This is a genomic window from Candidatus Clostridium helianthi, from assembly GCF_045310795.1.
Classification (GTDB): Bacteria; Bacillota; Clostridia; order Clostridiales; family Clostridiaceae; genus Clostridium; species Clostridium helianthi.
This window is the reverse complement of sequence record NZ_JBJIAB010000037.1, coordinates 19,632-37,998: the sequence shown is the minus strand read 5'-3', so window position 1 is coordinate 37,998 and position 18,367 is coordinate 19,632. Positions and strand designations below refer to the sequence as shown.

Annotated in this window: 29 protein-coding genes; all 29 read left to right on the top strand. The window is 32.3% G+C overall.

Annotated elements, in window-relative coordinates:
- Positions 1-6: 6 nt before the first annotated feature.
- A complete protein-coding gene (locus ACJDTP_RS21520) occupies positions 7-333 on the top strand; it encodes a hypothetical protein (protein WP_406762427.1) in 327 nt (108 codons plus the stop codon).
- A 14-nt stretch (positions 334-347) separates the two neighbouring features.
- Positions 348-554, top strand: coding sequence for a sigma factor-like helix-turn-helix DNA-binding protein (locus ACJDTP_RS21515; RefSeq protein WP_406762426.1), 207 nt, complete (start codon positions 348-350; stop codon positions 552-554).
- A 115-nt stretch (positions 555-669) separates the two neighbouring features.
- Positions 670-1,017 carry a DNA-binding response regulator gene (locus ACJDTP_RS21510; RefSeq protein ID WP_406762425.1) on the top strand — a complete coding sequence of 116 codons (348 nt, stop codon included), beginning with the start codon at positions 670-672 and terminating at the stop codon, positions 1,015-1,017.
- A gap of 304 nt (positions 1,018-1,321) precedes the next feature.
- A complete protein-coding gene (locus ACJDTP_RS21505) occupies positions 1,322-1,522 on the top strand; it encodes a hypothetical protein (protein WP_406762424.1) in 201 nt (66 codons plus the stop codon).
- Between the two features lie 7 nt (positions 1,523-1,529).
- Positions 1,530-1,691 (top strand): hypothetical protein, encoded by a 162-nt coding sequence (locus ACJDTP_RS21500; RefSeq protein WP_406762423.1) that lies wholly within the window; start codon positions 1,530-1,532, stop codon positions 1,689-1,691.
- Positions 1,692-1,693: 2 nt separating this feature from the next.
- Positions 1,694-1,948, top strand: coding sequence for a hypothetical protein (locus ACJDTP_RS21495; protein ID WP_406762422.1), 255 nt, complete (start codon positions 1,694-1,696; stop codon positions 1,946-1,948).
- A 41-nt stretch (positions 1,949-1,989) separates the two neighbouring features.
- Entirely contained in the window at positions 1,990-2,871 is an 882-nt protein-coding gene (locus tag ACJDTP_RS21490) for a terminase small subunit (protein WP_406762421.1), read from the top strand.
- Positions 2,871-4,097 (top strand): PBSX family phage terminase large subunit, encoded by a 1,227-nt coding sequence (locus tag ACJDTP_RS21485; protein ID WP_406762420.1) that lies wholly within the window; start codon positions 2,871-2,873, stop codon positions 4,095-4,097. The genes ACJDTP_RS21490 and ACJDTP_RS21485 overlap by 1 nt, the downstream gene beginning before the upstream one ends.
- Before the next feature lie 156 nt (positions 4,098-4,253).
- Positions 4,254-4,847, top strand: a complete 594-nt coding sequence (locus tag ACJDTP_RS21480; RefSeq protein WP_406762419.1) for a recombinase family protein — start codon at positions 4,254-4,256, stop codon at positions 4,845-4,847.
- A 55-nt stretch (positions 4,848-4,902) separates the two neighbouring features.
- A complete protein-coding gene (locus tag ACJDTP_RS21475; protein WP_406762418.1) occupies positions 4,903-6,555 on the top strand; it encodes an anti-CBASS protein Acb1 family protein in 1,653 nt (550 codons plus the stop codon).
- A 2-nt stretch (positions 6,556-6,557) separates the two neighbouring features.
- Complete coding sequence (locus ACJDTP_RS21470) at positions 6,558-7,406, top strand: phage minor head protein (protein ID WP_406762417.1); 849 nt, start codon at positions 6,558-6,560, stop codon at positions 7,404-7,406.
- A 16-nt stretch (positions 7,407-7,422) separates the two neighbouring features.
- On the top strand, positions 7,423-7,620 hold the full coding sequence (locus ACJDTP_RS21465) for a hypothetical protein (RefSeq protein WP_406762416.1): 198 nt from the start codon (positions 7,423-7,425) through the stop codon (positions 7,618-7,620).
- A gap of 151 nt (positions 7,621-7,771) precedes the next feature.
- Entirely contained in the window at positions 7,772-7,999 is a 228-nt protein-coding gene (locus ACJDTP_RS21460; protein WP_406762415.1) for a hypothetical protein, read from the top strand.
- A 32-nt stretch (positions 8,000-8,031) separates the two neighbouring features.
- Complete coding sequence (locus ACJDTP_RS21455; RefSeq protein ID WP_406762414.1) at positions 8,032-8,337, top strand: hypothetical protein; 306 nt, start codon at positions 8,032-8,034, stop codon at positions 8,335-8,337.
- On the top strand, positions 8,327-8,830 hold the full coding sequence (locus ACJDTP_RS21450) for a hypothetical protein (protein ID WP_406762413.1): 504 nt from the start codon (positions 8,327-8,329) through the stop codon (positions 8,828-8,830). The genes ACJDTP_RS21455 and ACJDTP_RS21450 overlap by 11 nt, the downstream gene beginning before the upstream one ends.
- Before the next feature lie 57 nt (positions 8,831-8,887).
- Positions 8,888-9,112 carry a hypothetical protein gene (locus ACJDTP_RS21445; protein WP_406762412.1) on the top strand — a complete coding sequence of 75 codons (225 nt, stop codon included), beginning with the start codon at positions 8,888-8,890 and terminating at the stop codon, positions 9,110-9,112.
- Positions 9,113-9,184: 72 nt separating this feature from the next.
- Positions 9,185-10,510 carry a DUF2213 domain-containing protein gene (locus tag ACJDTP_RS21440; protein ID WP_406762411.1) on the top strand — a complete coding sequence of 442 codons (1,326 nt, stop codon included), beginning with the start codon at positions 9,185-9,187 and terminating at the stop codon, positions 10,508-10,510.
- A 1-nt stretch (position 10,511) separates the two neighbouring features.
- The gene (locus ACJDTP_RS21435; protein WP_406762410.1) at positions 10,512-11,045 is read left to right on the top strand and encodes a structural cement protein Gp24; all 534 of its coding nucleotides are present in this window, start codon (positions 10,512-10,514) and stop codon (positions 11,043-11,045) included.
- Positions 11,046-11,061: 16 nt separating this feature from the next.
- Entirely contained in the window at positions 11,062-12,087 is a 1,026-nt protein-coding gene (locus tag ACJDTP_RS21430; protein ID WP_406762409.1) for a DUF2184 domain-containing protein, read from the top strand.
- A 98-nt stretch (positions 12,088-12,185) separates the two neighbouring features.
- Complete coding sequence (locus ACJDTP_RS21425; protein ID WP_406762408.1) at positions 12,186-12,392, top strand: hypothetical protein; 207 nt, start codon at positions 12,186-12,188, stop codon at positions 12,390-12,392.
- Between the two features lie 21 nt (positions 12,393-12,413).
- Positions 12,414-12,887, top strand: a complete 474-nt coding sequence (locus tag ACJDTP_RS21420) for a DUF4054 domain-containing protein (RefSeq protein WP_406762407.1) — start codon at positions 12,414-12,416, stop codon at positions 12,885-12,887.
- Between the two features lie 15 nt (positions 12,888-12,902).
- Complete coding sequence (locus ACJDTP_RS21415) at positions 12,903-13,475, top strand: phage virion morphogenesis protein (RefSeq protein ID WP_406762406.1); 573 nt, start codon at positions 12,903-12,905, stop codon at positions 13,473-13,475.
- Positions 13,475-13,846 carry a hypothetical protein gene (locus ACJDTP_RS21410; RefSeq protein WP_406762405.1) on the top strand — a complete coding sequence of 124 codons (372 nt, stop codon included), beginning with the start codon at positions 13,475-13,477 and terminating at the stop codon, positions 13,844-13,846. Before ACJDTP_RS21415 ends, ACJDTP_RS21410 begins: the two co-directional genes overlap by 1 nt.
- Positions 13,846-14,433, top strand: a complete 588-nt coding sequence (locus ACJDTP_RS21405) for a phage neck terminator protein (protein WP_406762404.1) — start codon at positions 13,846-13,848, stop codon at positions 14,431-14,433. Before ACJDTP_RS21410 ends, ACJDTP_RS21405 begins: the two co-directional genes overlap by 1 nt.
- A gap of 15 nt (positions 14,434-14,448) precedes the next feature.
- Positions 14,449-15,561 carry a DUF3383 family protein gene (locus tag ACJDTP_RS21400; RefSeq protein WP_406762403.1) on the top strand — a complete coding sequence of 371 codons (1,113 nt, stop codon included), beginning with the start codon at positions 14,449-14,451 and terminating at the stop codon, positions 15,559-15,561.
- 15 nt (positions 15,562-15,576) lie between these two features.
- A complete protein-coding gene (locus tag ACJDTP_RS21395) occupies positions 15,577-16,014 on the top strand; it encodes a tail tube family protein (RefSeq protein WP_406762402.1) in 438 nt (145 codons plus the stop codon).
- A 17-nt stretch (positions 16,015-16,031) separates the two neighbouring features.
- Positions 16,032-16,481, top strand: coding sequence for a phage tail assembly chaperone (locus ACJDTP_RS21390; RefSeq protein WP_406762401.1), 450 nt, complete (start codon positions 16,032-16,034; stop codon positions 16,479-16,481).
- 41 nt (positions 16,482-16,522) lie between these two features.
- The gene (locus ACJDTP_RS21385) at positions 16,523-16,657 is read left to right on the top strand and encodes a DUF6889 family protein (RefSeq protein ID WP_406762400.1); all 135 of its coding nucleotides are present in this window, start codon (positions 16,523-16,525) and stop codon (positions 16,655-16,657) included.
- Between the two features lie 5 nt (positions 16,658-16,662).
- Complete coding sequence (locus ACJDTP_RS21380; RefSeq protein ID WP_406762399.1) at positions 16,663-18,366, top strand: hypothetical protein; 1,704 nt, start codon at positions 16,663-16,665, stop codon at positions 18,364-18,366.
- Position 18,367 lies beyond the last annotated feature (1 nt).

Here is an 18,367-nt window from a genome sequence, read left to right as displayed (position 1 = left end):
GAAGCTATGAGGAGAGCGACAATATTTAAGTGCAATATGACTGATTGTAAAAGCAATGAAGATGAAGCTTGTACTATGACTTATATATATTTAGATAAAAGAATATGCGCAAATTTTGAAGAAAAAGAATCAGTAAAGAAAATAAAAGAGATAAAGAGACTTGTTGTGGATAATACAGAAGATGATTTTCTTAATATAGCAGTACTAAAATTAGATTGTCCGCATTCATATAATATGCCGGAAAATAATGCGAATTGTATGAATGGGTGTTGGAGCTGCTGGAAGAATTCTGTTATATCATCTGGAATGGATTTTAAAAAAGTTGATAAGTAGGTGAAGCTATGAACATGGAGAATATCAAGAAAGAATTAGATTTATCTATATCAGACGAAGAGAAAGACATAGCATATGTAAATAAGCTTAATAGAACTAAAGATAAAATAAAGTATTTAAGGTTTGTAAAAGGATATACGCAAAAAAAGACAGCTAAAATGATAGGTATATCTGAAAGGCATGTCAAACGTTTAGAAAAGGAATTGAAAATGTCCCCTTAATGTCCCCAAAATGTCATCTAGGCAAAGAATAAATGGAAGAATATAATAAATATAAAGATAAAAAATGTCCAGCTAAATGGTATGGGTGGACTATATCTAAAATGAGGTGATTTAGTTGCTTGATAAAGAAAAGATAAAAGCATTTTATGTTAGTGGATATAATGCAGTGGAGATAGCTAAAAAACTTTCTTCAGAAGTTGAAGCGGTAAGAAAGTGTATTCAAAGAAATTTTGGAAATTTAAAGCACAAACATGAAATTGCTGTTCTCCAAAGAAAAGAAGAAATTAAAGCAACTAATTATGAGGCTAATAGATATATTAGTGATAGATCATTTATATTAAAGAATAGGTCCGTATATAAAACATTACCTAATGGAGACATAGTATTAAATAGAAAAGTATCAGGAGCTGTCGCTTGGGATACACCCAGGAGGCTAGTAAATGAAAATAAATGCATAGTTTAAATAAATCCAGCAAAGCGTACCCCTAAACGCAGTTATTGGATTAAGGTTATGGACAGGCAAGACCGTGTAACCTCTCATAAATTCTCAATATACCCTTTTATAACATAAAAATACCTTGTAGAGTTGAAGTCTTAGGTTTATACCTGAGAGATTAGTAGACGATATGAGGTATTTTATTATGCTTATAAGTCAGTAGAAACAAAAAATATATTATGAAAGGAAGTGGATCCCTCCATGGCCTTAATATATAGTATCTACTGACTTAATTTTTAATTCAATAAAACAGAAAGGAGCCAATAAGTAGATGGAAAGTATTTATAAAATGTATAAATGCAAAAGAAAAAAATGTAGAAGAGAAATGATTTTATTAAGTGAAGATATTAGAAAAGCCAAAGAAGAAGGAAAATACTTATCATGTGCTTATTGTGGCAGCAAAGATATAGAGAAGATAAAAGAAACAGATAGCATAAAAGATTGTTTTAAAAATGATGAAAAGAAAAGGTGAGAGCTATATGAATAAGAAGGTTAGAAATGAGATATGTGAATGGGCTCAATTAATAGCACTTATACTATCTATGCTGTATAGTTACAAAGACAGAATACTTTGGAGTATTTATATGTTACTTGTAATGTTAGTTATTGAATTTATTTGTAAGGATAGAGAGGAAGAGTAATTATGAAATGTTCAAGTTGTGGAAATAGGGTATCACTTTTATTTGGCTTTACTGAACTGCCTAAAAATGAAGACAATCGAGAAAAGATAAGATTATGCCATCAATGTGGATTAAAAGTTTTTAGAGGCGTTTTATATACCCCTCAATTAGCTCGATATATAACTGAGGACGATTTAAAACAATTAGATAAAAGTTTAAAGTGGGGAAAAGACAATAAAGATGAGATAGAAGCAGCAATCAAAAATGAAGGTAGATAGAAAAGATTAAATAAACATACTGGAGGTGGTGAAAGTGAGATATGGCTAGACAAAGAAGCCCAGCTAGGGATGAAGCTTTTGAAATATATAAGGAACATAAAGGCAATATAACAAATAGAGAGATTGCAAACATACTGAATGAAGACGAAAAGAAGATTGCGGTATGGAAGCAAAGAGATAAATGGGATAACAATTCTAATGTTGTACAACAAAAAAATAAATGTTGTACAACAAATAAAAATACCAATAAAAAAGCTAAAAAGAAGAGTGGTAAAGAGCCTATTGCAGATGAAGTTGAAGAGATCATGAGTAATGAGGAATTAACTGAGAAGCAAAGGCTTTTTTGTTTATATTATATTCAAGATCATAATGCAACTATAGCAGCAATTAAGGCAGGATATAGTAAAGATACTGCACGAATTATAGGAGCTCAGAACTTATCAAAACTTAACATTAAAAATGAACTAAAAAGGTTACGGGGATTAATAGGTAAAGAAATATTTACGGAAACTATAGATATATACAGGCAACAAGAAGCAATAGCCTTCGCGAATATTAATAATTTTTTAGAAATAGATGTAAAAGGCGAGGATTTTAAATATAACACTGTACTTGTAAAGCCAAGCGATGAAATAGATGGTAGTTTGATAAGTGAGGTAAAGCAAGGAAAGTATGGGGTTTCCATCAAGTTATATGACAAGAGTAAAGCGTTAGATTCTGTTTATAATATTTTAAAAGAAATACCCAAAGAAGAAATTCAGCTAGAAAAAGAAAAACTGGATTTAGAGAAAAGGAAACTTGAAATCGAAAAGCTAAAGGCCGAGATCACAAAACTTAATGTTAATGGTGCATCATCAGAAAAACAAAAAGGAAATATGGATAAATTATTGGAAGTATTCAATAAAGGTCCGGTAGTTGAATAATGGATTTTGGACAATTTGGTTTAAAAGCATGGAACTTTATAAACACACCAATAGAAAAAGATGCACGTATTAACATTCTTGAAGGTAGTGTAAGAAGCGGCAAAACTATTGCCATGATGCTCAAATGGTTTAGATATATAGCAGATGGGCCTAAAGGATTATTAGTAATGACAGGAGTGTCAAAGGACACTATATATGATAATGTTCTTAGAGATATGTTTGATACATTAGATGAAGATGACTATTCGTATAATAGACAAACAGGAGACTTGAGAATATTTGATAGAAATATAAAAGTTATTGGCGCTAAAGATGAAGGGTCAGAAAAATATCTTAGAGGTAAAACTTTGGCAGGCGCATATTGCGATGAATTGACATTGATGCCAGAGAAATTCTTTAAACAGCTTTTAAACAGACTTTCGATAAAAGGTGCTAAGTTATATGGCACAACTAACCCAGATAGCCCTTATCACTATCTATATAAAGAGTACATAGATGATAAAGGAAAACTAGAAACAGGAATGGTTAAAAATTATCATTTTATGTTGGATGATAATCCAAACTTAGATGAAGAATATAAAACATTTATTAGAAATGCTTATACTGGATTCTGGTATTTAAGGATGATAGAAGGCAAATGGGTAATAGCCGAAGGTGCAATTTATGATATGTGGGATAAAGACTTAAACACATTCACTGATGAAGAATTACCACAATATTTTAAAGATAGAGCGCAAAGATATATTGCTATTGATTACGGTAATACTAACCCAACAGTATTCTTAGATATTTGGGATGACGGTGATATTATATGGATATTAAATGAATACTATCATGATAGTAAGAAAAAAGGCCAAAAAGAAATAACTCAATATGTAAATGACTTAGTGAATTTTGTGGGCGATGACTACCCAAGAGCAATAATAATAGATCCATCAGCAGGAAGTATGAAAACAACAATTAGAAATAGAGGGTTAAGGATAAAGGATGCTGATAATGATGTTTTAGAAGGCATAAGAATGATGGCAACATTTATAGGAAATAGAAAGTTTAAGGTCCATAAAAAGAATTGTCCTCATTTCCTTGAAGAAATTGCGGGATATGTGTGGGATGAGAAAGCGGCTTTAAACGGAATAGAAAAACCAGTAAAAGAAATGGACCATGCTTTGGATGCTGCAAGGTACTTCATTAAGACAATAATTAAGCCTAGAAGATTAGCAAGATAAATTGTAAAGAAAAACACATGATAATATTTACGCTTACATCTTAAACAATAATGCCTTAAGAATAGTTTGTTTGTGTTTTAAAATCCGATAATTATATTTACAATGGTTTATTTTACAAGTATAATAAAATCATAATCTATAAAGGGGTTGTGATTTATGATATATGGATATTGTAGATGTAGTACCAATGAGAGCAAACAAGATATTACGCGCCAAGAAAGGGATTTAAAGGCATTAGGAGTTACAGATAAGAATAATATCTACAAAGAGTATGAAAGTGGTACAAAATTAAATAGAATAGAATTACAAAGGCTGCTAGACAAAGTCAAAGAAGGTGACACAATAGTTTCTACAGAGGTTAGCAGAATAACTAGATCAACTAAACAGCTATGTGAGATTATAGAGTTTGCTAAAAACAAACATATTAAGCTGGTTTTAGGAACATTTGTAGTAGATTGCACAAAAGATTTAGACCCAATGACAGAAGGAATGCTAAAGATGATGGGCGTGTTTAGTGAACTGGAAAGAAACATGATAAGTCAAAGAGTTAAATCTGGAGTTGCTAATGCTAGAGCCAAAGGGAAAATAGTAGGAAGGCCAACATTAACTATTAAGGATATACCACAAAAGGTTGTTGATATGTATGATTTATATAGAAATGGAACAATAAGTAAAACAGACTATGCTAAGATATGCAACATATCAAGGCCAACATTAGATAAATATTTACAATTAATTAAAGAAGGTTAAAGGATGCTCAATATTGGGTGTCCTTTTTATTATGCATTAGAAAGGAGGTAATTGAGTGAAGAAGACTAAAAGGAATAGGAACTATAATAAACAATACACAAAGGATGGAAAGATAATTCAAAACAGCAATAAAGCCAAAAAAACTGCAATAATGGATGCGTTTCAAAATGTTTTAGCCAGATTAGGAGCAGGAACACCAAACCTTATTGAGAGTACAGATTATCCAATGACAAGGCTTACTCAAAACTTTCAATTGCTTAATAGTTTATATAGATCACATTGGATAATAAGAAAAATAATAGATTGTCCTGCGGAAGATATGGTTAAAAATTGGATAGACATTAATACACAAATGGATCCTGATGATATAGAAAGATTTGAAAGACTACAACGCAGAACAAGAGTCAAAAGGGATATTTTACAATGTTTAAAATGGTCAAGGCTTTATGGTGGCGCGGCGGCAGTAATAATTATCGAAGGGCATGAAAATATGCTAGATCAGCCTTTGGATTATGATTCAATAATGCCAAATAGTTTCAAAGGTCTTATTCCAAGTGATAGATGGACAGGAATAACTCCAGGAGCAGATATGATAACTGATGTAACTAATCCTGATTTTGGGTTGCCTGAGTATTATGAGTGGGCTACAGATGAGTTTAGTGTAAAAGTCCATCATAGTAGAATTCTAAGGTTCACAGGGAGAGATTTAACCACTATAGAAAGATACACAGAACAACATTGGGGAATAAGTGAAGTTGAGCTTTTATTTGATGAATTGAAGAAAAGAGATAATACAAGTTTTAATATCGCTCAGTTAGTATTCCTTGCTAATTTAAGAGTGCTTAAAATGGGCGATTTAGGAGAATTACTTGCTATAGGTAATGAAGATGGTCAGAAAGATTTATATAACACCATTCAAGCTCAAAACTGGCTTATGAATAATATGGGAATGTATTTATTGAATAAAGAAGATGATTTTCAAACGCATCAATATTCATTTTCAGGATTAAATGATATATATGAAAGTTTCATGTTGGATATTGCTGGTGCGGCTGAAATGCCAGTAACAAAGATATTTGGAAGAAGCCCACAGGGAATGAACGCTACTGGCGATGGTGACAAAGATAATTATTATAACACAATAGAGCAAAAACAGACTGCACAGTTAGAACCAGCGTTAGATAAACTACTACCGATAATGTATGTTAGTGAATTTGGAGCAGTTCCGGAGGATTTAGATTATTCATTTAACCCAATAGAAACTCCAAGTGAAGATAAGCTCGCTGAAATAGTTGATAAGAAGTCATCGTCAATTATAAATGTGTATAACGCCGGACTAATATCTCGAAAGGTTGGATTAAAAGAATTAAGACAGTTGGGTAACACTACTGGAATGTTCACCAATATAACGGATGAGGATATAGACAATGCTACTGATGATATTAATATAGGTGATTTACCTCCATCAAACAATGGATTCATTCCATACAATAACGATAAAAGTATATATTCAATGGATGCTGATCCAGATAATTTAGAAATTGAAATAGAATCCGAACAAATGGCAATTAATACTTACGAGTTAGAAATAGAAAGAAGCATTAAGCAAGGCGATTGGGAAGCGGTAGCAAAATTCAAAGAGATATTAGAAGATGAAAAGGACCATCTAAGAATATTAAATAATTTAAAGAAAAATCGTGGGTGGTAGATATGATACCTAAGAAGGACACCGCTAAGGACTTATGGATGCCAAAAAGAAGGATAGAGTTAACTTATCAAAGAAGCCTTAGGATTTTAATGAGAAAACTTGGAAAAGAGCTGAAAAGTAAAAATGATTTAGCTGATATATTGAGAGCTCTTAAAAAGTATATGAAGTCAAAAGAATTTCAACAATACGCTTATGCTGCAGCTAGAAAAATGGTTACAAGTGTTTTTTCAGACTCAGGTAAGACATGGAGAACAGCAGCTAATGTTAATGGACAAGGCAGACAGATATATGAAGCTTTAAGGCATGAAATGGAGACAACACCAATAGGTATATCCATAAGAGATCAAATTGAAAAGAACGCTGAATTGATAACAAGGGTTCCTGGAAAAGTTTCTGAAGAACTAACAGAGTATATTACTAAAAGGAGTTTAGAAGGTAGAAGAAGTTCTGACATTGCGGAAGAGCTACACAGTATTTATCCTAATATGCTTAAGAATAAAGTGGATTTAATTGCCCGTACTGAAACAAGTAAAGCAAGTACAGCGTTAACTAAAGCTAGATGTGATAACTTAGGAATTAAAGCTTATATATGGAGAACTAGTGAAGATATAAGAGTTAGAGAGTCCCATAAGAATATGGATGATGTTATTGTATTTTGGAGCAATCCACCAAGTCCAGAGGCGTTAGAGGGAGAAAAGAATGTAGGCTATTATCATGCAGGTAATATATATAATTGCAGATGTTATCCAGAACCAATAATTAAATTAGATTTTATATCATGGCCCCACAAAGTTTACTACAATGGTCAAATAATTAGAATGAGTAGAAAACAATTCGAGAGTATAATGTAAGAAAGGGATTGATATTATGGAAGATAAGATTGATTTAATAACCGCTATAAAGCAATTAAAAAAGATGCAAGGCGAACTTGAAAATAGAAATATGACTGCTAATGAATATGATAATTTACAAGCTGTAAAATATTCATTAAATCATTTAGAAAGCCACTTAGAAAATATAAGAAAAAATAAAACTAATTCTGATGGAGATAAAGAAAATGAATAATATGCAGGAATAAATAACATAAATATTCATTAATTATTGCATAAATGTATAAAAGCGCTTAAAAACACGGGGAAATACATTAAAAATCAATGAAATATGAATAATTATTTCGCTAAATAATAATTTAGTGCGAAATTGAAGGAGCGAGATTGTGGAAGAAAATTATGATTGGAAAAGCAAAATAACTTTAGATAGAATAGATTTAATATCTATGGCTAAAGGAATGAAACCTAATGATAATATTCCAGAATTAATTTACCGAGGAAGCTTTAATAGAGATGGAGAATGGCAATGGAGCTATGATGCCTTTGAGGATTTAACAGATATAGAGATATACAATGTTTATACAAAGTGCAAAAATAGTTGGAAAAGAGATTAGTTTATATAGAAGAGCAGAAAGGGGAAGAGGTAATGAAAGACTGGGGAGAAAGATTGCAAGAACTACTAAAAAAAGAAAGAAAAGTTGATAAGTTGTTTAAAGAGTATAAACCAAAAGGATACTTTAATATTGATAGCAAGTTACCAAATAAGAAAAGAGACATTCCAATGCCTAAAGTTGAATCAATTCGGATTTATGAGGACCATACAGTTTTATTGGAAAAACTCTTAAACAACCCAAGAGTTGAAAGTATAACAATAAGTCATCAAAGAGTTGGAGAAGTTGAACCAACCGATATAAAGGCTAAATTAAAGGAGATGAACGAAAATGATAAATGATGAAATCTTCAGATATGTAATAATACGACCTAAAAGTTGTTATCCAGTGGCAGGAGGAACGGGAAAAGAGAATACTTTTATAATAGAGTATACGTTATTTGAAATATATAAAAGTTTTGAAGTTAAATCTGAAAAAGACATTCTTTCAGTTGATGATTTAAACAGTTTTATTCTAAAACATGAAATGAATGACTATATAAAAAGTTGTAAATGTGAAGGAGTGCAAACGCCTAAACCACTATTAGGTATAAAACCTCACTTTGCATGGATAGAGCAACGTATAGATGAAATTATAAAAGCTATGGATAGATATAGAGAAGCTAAGAAGGGAATACCGAAAGATTGGTATCTGGAATTAGCACAGCTTGAAACTGAAAAGAATAGAGTATTAAGCAATATGACTTACTTAAGTATAGACGCTGATGAAATTGAAGAATCTCTAAAAAAGAACTTTCAGAATTCATTTGTGAAATTTTTCAAACAAGGGAGGTGATCCAATATCTCGCTTGGTTTATGTGTTAATAAACTAATAACTTTAAGAAGGTAAGAAATGGATACATTGGTTTACTTTATAGTTGTTATTTTAAGCTTTTATATTGGAAGATGCTCTGGATTAAATGAAAGACAGTTCAAACGAATCAATAAAATAGGGCACAATCCATTGCCTAATTATCCAAGGCCACAAAGACTAAAGGGAGGATATCAACCTAATAAGATGAAAGAACCGCTTTATGAAGCACCAAAACCACCTAAAACAGGAAGCGGAATAAAATAAAAAGAGGATTAAAGCCTTAATAATAGGGCTTATTTTTATACCCCAAATTACTTGAAGGGAGGTGAGAATAGAATGTTAGCTTTTTATGGTGATAAAATTTCTCAAAATAGAATTAAAACACCAGAGGGATACTTAATTATTAAAAATTGTCCACTTGCTAGAACTGGAACTTATGAGTATTTAGCAAGCGAATTAGGTATTGAGGGTAGTAACGATATAGTAAATGTGTTTAGACCTCCAGAAGAGGTATTTAACATTGCAAGTATTGCCAGTTTTAATGGTAAATCTGCAACAAACAATCATCCACCTGTTTTATTAGATGCTCGTAACAATGGTATCTATGAAAAAGGCACAGTTATTAATGTTAGACAAGGAAAAGATAATGAATCGGACTTATTATTAGGTGATTTGATTATCAAGGATCCGCAATTAATAGATGAAATTGAGAGCGGAAGAAAAAAAGAAATATCTTGCGGATATGATTGCATATACGAAGAAGATGGAAATGGGAATTTCATTCAAAGGCAGATACGAGGTAATCATGTTGCCATTGTAGAAAATGGTAGAGCAGGTTCTAGAGTAGCTGTTAAGGATAATTCAACAACTAAAATTTCAAATATGGAAGGAGAAAAGAAAAAGATGAGTAAAATAAAATTTCCTAAAAGATTCAATGGGCCAATTTCTAATGTACTTGTTGGAATGGGTCTTAAAAGTTATGTACAAGATGCAGAACCACATGAAATCGCTGAAGCTGTTGATGCATTAGCAGAGGAAAGAGAGGATGCACCAGTAGAAAAAGCAAAAGATGCAGAGGCAGAAACACCAGCAGAACAAGCAAAAGAGGATCAAGGAATAGCTGCTTTAAGTGAAAAAGTAGACCAATTAGCAGGAGTTGTTCAAAAGTGTATGGAAATGATGCAAGGCTCCAAAGATGAAAAACCAGAAGATGCAATTGACCAAATGATTGAAGAATTAGGAGGCCAAGAGGTTGAAGGTAATGCAGGAGACCAAGAAGAATCTGTAACAGTTCCAGTAGAGGAAATGCAAGATGAAGATTTAGTTGAAGGTGAAGTAACTGATCCATCTGATAGACCAAAGAATCCTATAGCAAATGCTGACAGCATAGCTATGATAAAAGCCTTAAAAGCAATGAAGCCAGTTATTGCTGCAATAAAAGACCCAAAGGAAAGAAAAAAAGCTTGCGATAGCTTAATGGTTGAATTTAAGAAAGCAAATAAGACTAAAACAAAGGATAATGGCTATCAAAAAATATTAAATGCTCAAAAAATCAATTCAAAATCAAAAGCTCAAAAAGCAACAGATTCTCCAGAAAAAAGATATGAAAATATTGAAAATTCTTATAAATCAGTAAGAAATAAAAATAAAGGAGTGAAGTAATATGCCAGGAAGTGCAATAGGAATTGAAATGAATTATGGATACCCAGGAAGTTTTACTAGATCAATTGATACAATTATAACTCCAAGAACTTTAAAATCTATTATAACAAATGATAAGGAAACAGAGGATCCAGTGGCATTTGGAGAACCAGTAATATTAAATGCCGATAATACTTATTCAAGATTTGGTTCTGAAGGAACAGCTGCAAATTTTGCAGGTATAGCTTTAAGAGAAATTAAACAAGCAACAGATTACTATACTGGTGCAGGTAATTATATTCCAGGAGAAACTATGGATGTCATGGAAAGAGGTACTATAGCAGTAAAATGCAATAATGGTACACCAACAGCAGGTGGGAAAGTATATATCAGAATTTCTGCAAATGGAACTATTCCAAATGGAGTTGTTGGACAATTTGAAGCAGCAGCAGATAGTACAAACACAGTAGAAATTACTAATTTAAGATGGAAAACTGGTAAGATAGACAGTAATAAGGTTGCAGAAGTAACAATACTTACCAGAGTAAATCCGTAGAAGGAGGGAAAAGTAAATGGATTATAATTTTAATTATGCTGGACAAACTTATGGTCAACAATTACCTTTAGGAGGATATGCAGCAACAGTAATGGATGCCGCTTCAATCGGAAGTGGTATGGCATACTTAGAAGGGGAATTAGAAAAGAAAGATCCTAAACTTAATGAACCACTAGCAAGTGTTACATTTGCAAGAGATATGCCGATTAGAGTAGGTGGAGGATGGGTAGAGACAACATCTCATCTATTTGCTAATTATGCTACATCTGGTGGAAACAACAATGGAATAATTAGGGGACAATCTAATGATATTCCAGTAGTACAAGCAGATACAAGCAAGGATATTTTTAAGACATTTGCATGGAGCAATATTCTTAAAGTTCCATTTATAGATCAACAAAAAATGCAAGGAATAGGAAGAAGCTTAGATGCTATTTTAGATACAGGAATAAAGCTAAACTATAATAAAGCATTAGATTATATTTGTTATAAAGGTGTGCCAGAATTAAATGTTTATGGCTTGGTTAATAATCCTGATGTTACAACTTCAACGGTTGCAAACAATGGAGCTGGAACATCTACTAAATGGGCAAATAAAACGGCACAAGAAATTCAAGAGGATATTAATATTTTAATTAATACAACTTGGAAGAATTCAGAGTATGATCTTACTGGTATGGCTACACATATTTTAGTACCCCCAGAACAATATAATTACTTAGTAAATCATGTTGTTAGTTCTGCAGGTAATGTTTCAATTTTAACTTACTTATTAGAAAATAACTTAGCTAAGAATCAAGGATTAGACCTAGATATTCAGCCAAGTAGATGGTGCATTGGAGCAGGATTAAGTAATACTGATAGAATGGTTGCATATGTAAATGATGAAAGTCGTATTCTTATGGATATTCCAGTACCATTAACAAGAGCTATGACTCAGCCTTCAGTAAATGACATGGCTTATCTTACTGGTTATGTAGCAAATTTAGGCCAAGTTAAGACATTGTATTACCAATGCATTGAGTACGCAGATGGTATTTAGGAAAAAATACTTCAAATAAATATTATAAGCAATAATTAAGGACTTATTTTTAGAAGTCTTTTTTTATTGCTTAATTTTTAATTAAGGAGGATAAAGAAATGTCAACATTGATATTTTCAACTAGAAAAATAAGGTGTAAAGGTGACGATGGAAAAGAATTTATAATTCCTCGCAATGAAATGAAACATGTTCCAGATTGGGTGCTAAAAACGCCAGATTATCAATTAGGAGTAAAAGGTAAGCATATTACGGTGGCTGATACAAAACAAAAAAGAACTAGAGCTGAAAATGGCGATATTAAATAAACTGGAAAGCTGGTGGAATTTATGATAGATTTGGCAGCTAATGCGGGTAACATTAAAACTGGAACAAATCCGCCTTATACGTTAGTAGATAACTTTTACGTTATGTACCCTCAGTTTGGGAAAGATTTAGATAATAATTATGTTGTGCCAGTAGAAGTTCAAGAAATGTATTTGGAATTAGCAAATGCATGTATTAAAGAAGCTAGATGGCATAAAACATGGAAACTTGCGATGGGATGGTTTATTGCTCATTTTTTAACTTTATATGTACAAGGGATGGCAGACCCAAACAGTGGAGCAGCAGCAGTTTTAAAAGCTGGGCAAGCACAGGGATTACAAACCTCAATGAGTGCAGGAGATGTTTCTATAAGTATAGATTATTCCACAATAACAACTGGCATTGATGGATGGGCAGGATGGAAACTAACTACCTATGGTCAACAGTTAGCTAATATCGGCAGACTAATAGGTAAAGGTGGCATGTATATATATTAAAATGGAGGGATTTAAATGCTAAATGGTTTCACAAATGTAACTATAACTAAAGATTTAACAGAAGATATGAGAAAATCTCTTGAAGATTTAGCAAAAAAAACTGTATGCATTGGAATACCAGACAGCACAGAACATCCTGATAGCAAGATAACTAATGCACAACTTTTATATATTCATACTAATGGTGTGAGAGATAAAGAAATGATAAGAGAAATGCAACATGATTTAAATACTATGCCATATTCGAAAGCACACGAATTGTATGTTCATGAGAATGGATCACCACTATGGAAATCACCGCCTAGACCAGTTCTAGCACCAGCAATAGATGCTAATAAAGAACAAATAGGAGAATTAATGAAAGATACCGCAATAGATGCATTAGAAGGTAAAGATATAAGCCCTGCATTAAACCAAGTAGGGATGCAAGGCCAAAATATAGCCAGAGCATGGTTTACTGACCCAAGAAATGATTGGGAGGAAAATACAGAAAGAACAATAAAGAAAAAAGGTAGTGATAGGCCTTTAATTGATACTGGAGAGTTAAGAAAAGCTATTACTTATGTAATAAAGGATGGTGATATATAGTGATTGATTTATCGACAGTTATTCTGGATACTAGACTTTCACAAACAATTACCGTAATAAGAAAAAATGGTAGATTCGTTGCAGGAAGGTTTCAGTTGGATGAACCTAAAACAATAAAAATGCAAGGGATAATAAGCATCGCAAATGCTAAACAAATTGAATTCATTCCAGAAGGCGATAGGATTGGTGGCGAAATTGCGATTCACACCACACAACCACTTTATAATTCTAGAAATGCTACCGATTCAGAAAAGGCTGGAATTTCAGATGAAATTGTATGGCATAATGAGCCATACAAAATATATCAGGTAAATGAATATAGCGATTATGGCTATTATTTTGCTATAGGTCAAAGGATGGCGAGCGATTAATGGCAGAAAGAATTTTAAAATTAAAAGAAATAGAAGATTTTTTTCAAAGCATAACTTGCCAAATTATTGGATTAGATATGACAAAAGAAGAAAATCAAAGCAAAGTCAGAATAACATGGCCACAAAATGGAGCACCTTCATGGAAAATTAATGAAGATGTTATTTTTTTGCGCGTAACACCAATTGATGATAAGGTCGCAAGAACGCTAAATATAATCTATGACACAAACAGTGTAGATGATGATTTTTTAACAAAGAAGACAGGTTATACAAGGGTTCATAAAATAGATTTTTCACTTTATGGTCCCAATTCTTATGATAATGCTGATTTGATAAGATATTCTCTTTTAGATCCTCATTTATTAAAAGAAAAATTCAGAGAAAATAATTTAGCTGTAATACCAGATATTCCAATGCCAGTTAGGGTGCCAGAACTTTACAACGGCCAATGGTGGGATAGGTCGGATTTTTCAGCAATGTTTAATGAAGGCGTAATAAGAGAACAACAGACACCATTTATCAAGTCTGTAGAGATTAAATTAGCCACAGAAAAGAAAACAATTGATATTCCAATAGATAAAAATTGATAGGGAGATGATAGAATGGCAACATTACCACTTAATGAAGTTGTAGATGTAAATGTGAGTGTTGGCCCTGTTAGCAAAGTTAGAACTAGTTTCAACCTTGGGTTAATAGTAGGTAAAAGTGAAATTATTGATGTAGCTACAAGGGTTAAAAGTTATTCAAAACTTGCTGATATGACAGCAGATAAATGGACAGAAGACCATCCAGAATATTTGGCGGCACAAATATATTTTTCACAAACTCCAAAGCCTACTAAGGTTGTAGTTGGTAGGTGGGATTCAGCTAATAGTGAAACAGCAGTACAAGCTGTTACGGCATGCAGAGAAGCTAATAGTGAATGGTATGCATGTACAGTATGCAGTGCAACAAAAACTGAAATTGAAGCAGTATCAAAATATATTGATTCATGTGATCCGGCAAGTGCATATTTTGCAACAACAGCAGATACAGATGTTTTGTCTGGTGAAGAAGGTAATATTTTAGAAACATTAAAAAAGAATAATGTCCATAGAACGTTATCACAATATTCCACTAAAACAGAGGATGCAGTAGCAGCTATTATGGGATTTGCTATGGCAGCTAATACACAGGCTAATAATTCGGCTTATACATTGAAATTTAAGCAAGAAGCAGGAGTTGCGACAGAAGATCTTACAGCTACTCAATTAACAATAATAAAAAATAATAATGGAAATGTTTATGTTAATAGAGGGTCTGTATATAATATGTTTGAAAATGGAGTTACAGCAGATGGTACACCTTTTGATGAAATTTTAGGACTAGATGTACTTACTAATAATATTCAAGCTGCAGCTTTAAATTCATTGCAATCAAATTCTAAAATAGCACAAACAGATGATGGAATTGCATTACTAATAAATAATCTTACTGCAGCATTAGAAAAATCAAGGACAACTGGTTTTATAACTGGTGGTACTTGGAATGCAGCAAGCATTTTAACAGTAAACACAGGTGATGAATTGCCTAGAGGTTATAAGATAATCGCTGATAGTATTGCAAATCAAACTCAAGCAGATAGAGAGGCTAGAAAAGCACCTCCAATTTATATATTAGTTAAACTAGCAGGTGCAATTGAATATGTCTCTATTAATTTATATGTGAATAGGTAGGAAGGAGATAAGCAAATGTATGATGTTTACAGTTTTAATGATGTAACTTGTTCGTTTTCTCATGAGAATGTGGGTTCTAAATCAACTACCGGAGCTGGTACTGGTAGCATAGCAGTTTCTCAAGCAACTACTAAGACTGAACATAATGTTTCAGCAGATGGGAGAGTAATGATCTCTAAAGTTGCTGGCGACAATGGAACAGTAGCGGTTAACGTTCAACAAACATCAGAGATTCATCAATGGTTACAAAAATCTTGGTATAACTATATTAATGGTTCAGGATCAACAACAGCTGATTGGGCAGCTATGGCAATCACTATTAAAGATAACAATTCAGATTTTACTATAACATGTACAGGAGTATCACCTGAAAAGCCAGCAGATATTCCATACCAGGCGCAAGGGCAAATGGTTACATGGAATCTAATGGCTGCAGAGATAACTAGAGAATAAGAAAGGAGCGTTAATCAATGGATATTCCAGAAAAAACAAAACAAATTGATGTAGATGGACGTACGTTTTTATTAAATAAAATGGATGCTCAGACAGGATCACTTATGTTGCTAAAACTTTTAAAAATACTAAAGCCACTTTTTAAAAACATAAATACAAAAACTTTGGATATTAATTTAGAGGATTTGAATTTAGAAGATTTAATAGATGGATTAACAGATTTACCGGAAAAAGACTTTAAATATATCCAGCAGAATGCATTAAAAGTAGTTCAAGAAATATTACCAGGTGGCAAGCCATTTATTTTAAATCAATATGGAGAATTTGAAGCTTTGAACATATCAGACAACGTTGGATTAACAATGAATCTTACAATTCAAAGTTTATTCTTTAACTTAAAAAATTTTTTTCCAGAAAGCCTCTTGAAATCTCTGACAGCCAAATTGAATATATCCCAGCAGAATTAAAAAATATTGATGCTTTTTTATATGCACCAGTAATTGCGGGGATGTGGCGACAACATGAATTGTGGGATGGGACATACACTTTAGATGATCTATTAGATGCTCATGAGTTGTTAGAAGTGACGGAAGAAAATAAAAGAAGAGCGTATGAAGCTTCAAGGAAAGAAGGGGGTGTGTAGAGAGGATGGCTACTATTGATTTAATTAAAAGTTATCTAGTTGGTATCGGGTTTAAAGTAGATGAAGATTCGTTTAATAAAGCCAATTCATCTATGGATAACGCAGAACAAAATATTAAAAAATTTAATGAAAGTAACCAAAAAGGTTTTTCGGAGTCTAGTGAAACTCTGAGAGATCTTTTTTCTTTATTCAATACTTTTAGCCGAGGCGTTAGTGAATTAACACCAGGGTTAAGAACTCCTTTTCAAAATATGATTAATGACATTCTAGTATTAGTTAAATTGTATTCTAAGTTTAATGAGCAAATCAAGAAGAAAGCTGATAATAGTAATATCAAAACATCTAATGCAGAGACTAAAGGACCTACAGCCAATCAAAATACTTCAGAATCTGGAGCTAAAGGGCTGGCCACTATCCCTAAAAATGAATTACAGAATGTAAATTTAGTAGAACAAGTTTTAAACGCAAAGAATGCAACTAAAGAATTGGCAGAAGAAGGTACAGCTAATATAGTGAAATTTTCTCTTAGTGCAGTTACCAAGTTCGCTCTAGTTGGTACAGCTATTGTTGGAGTAGTTGCAGGAATAGCAAAGTTAGTTTCGGGAATTTCAAATTTAGCAAAGCAAGATATAGAAAATGAGAAACTTTCGCGGCAACTATGGACCACAAAAGAGAATGCTAAAGAAGTAGATATGGCAATGAAAACATTAGGTGTATCTATGCAGGATCTATGGCTAAGTCCTACTTTGCTAAAGCAATTCAACCAATTAAGGCAAGATTCTAAAGAACTAAAATTACCAAGAGAATACACCGATAATTTAAAAGTCATTCAAGGTATCGGTTTGGAGTTTTCTAGATTGAAACAATTAGGAAGTTTAGCTTTTCAATGGATAGGAAATTATATTCTTAAATATGCAGCAGGACCATTGAATGATTTAAGAGAAACTGTAAGAAGTTTTAATGAATGGATTATTAAAAATATTCCTAATGCGGGTAAAGTTATTGGTGAAATAGTAGGAGTCTTAATAAAGATAGTGGCTATAATACTAAAAATAGGAGTTGCACTATTCAAATTAGCTTCACCGATATTCGGAATTATAAAATTAATAGGCCAGATTAATGAAGAGTTTGACAAACTTCCTGAGCCGACTAAAAAGACAATAAAATCGATTATAGCAATACTTGTACTGTTAACATCTCCTTTATTATTAATACTTGCACTTTTAGATGATGTTATGACTTATTTCAAAGGTGGAAAGTCTGTAACAGGCACATTTTTAGATAAATTAGGAAAAGGCGCAGCTTATCTAGAAGAAAAGGTCAGGAATTTAATAGCTTATCTTAAAGAGTTGAAAAAAGAAATAATGAATAGCTCATTTGTAAAAGGTGTTCAAGGTGCTCTAGGAAGTATAAAAGCCGTATTTAATGATCCTTCAAAAAATGATAATTTGAAGAACGCACTAAGTAATGCAAATGCAAATGTTAATAATTTTTCTAATACTAATATGAATAATAAAGTTTCAAATTATACTACTTCAAGTATAAGAAACGAATCTAATTCATCAACTACAACACAAAATTCACACAATAGTATAAAAAATGACAACAAAATTTATGTGTATAGTGGAAATGATGCTAATGTAACTGCAAAAACTGTAAATAAAAATCTTAATGGAATAACATTAAGAAGTTTACAAGGAGGTTATTAAA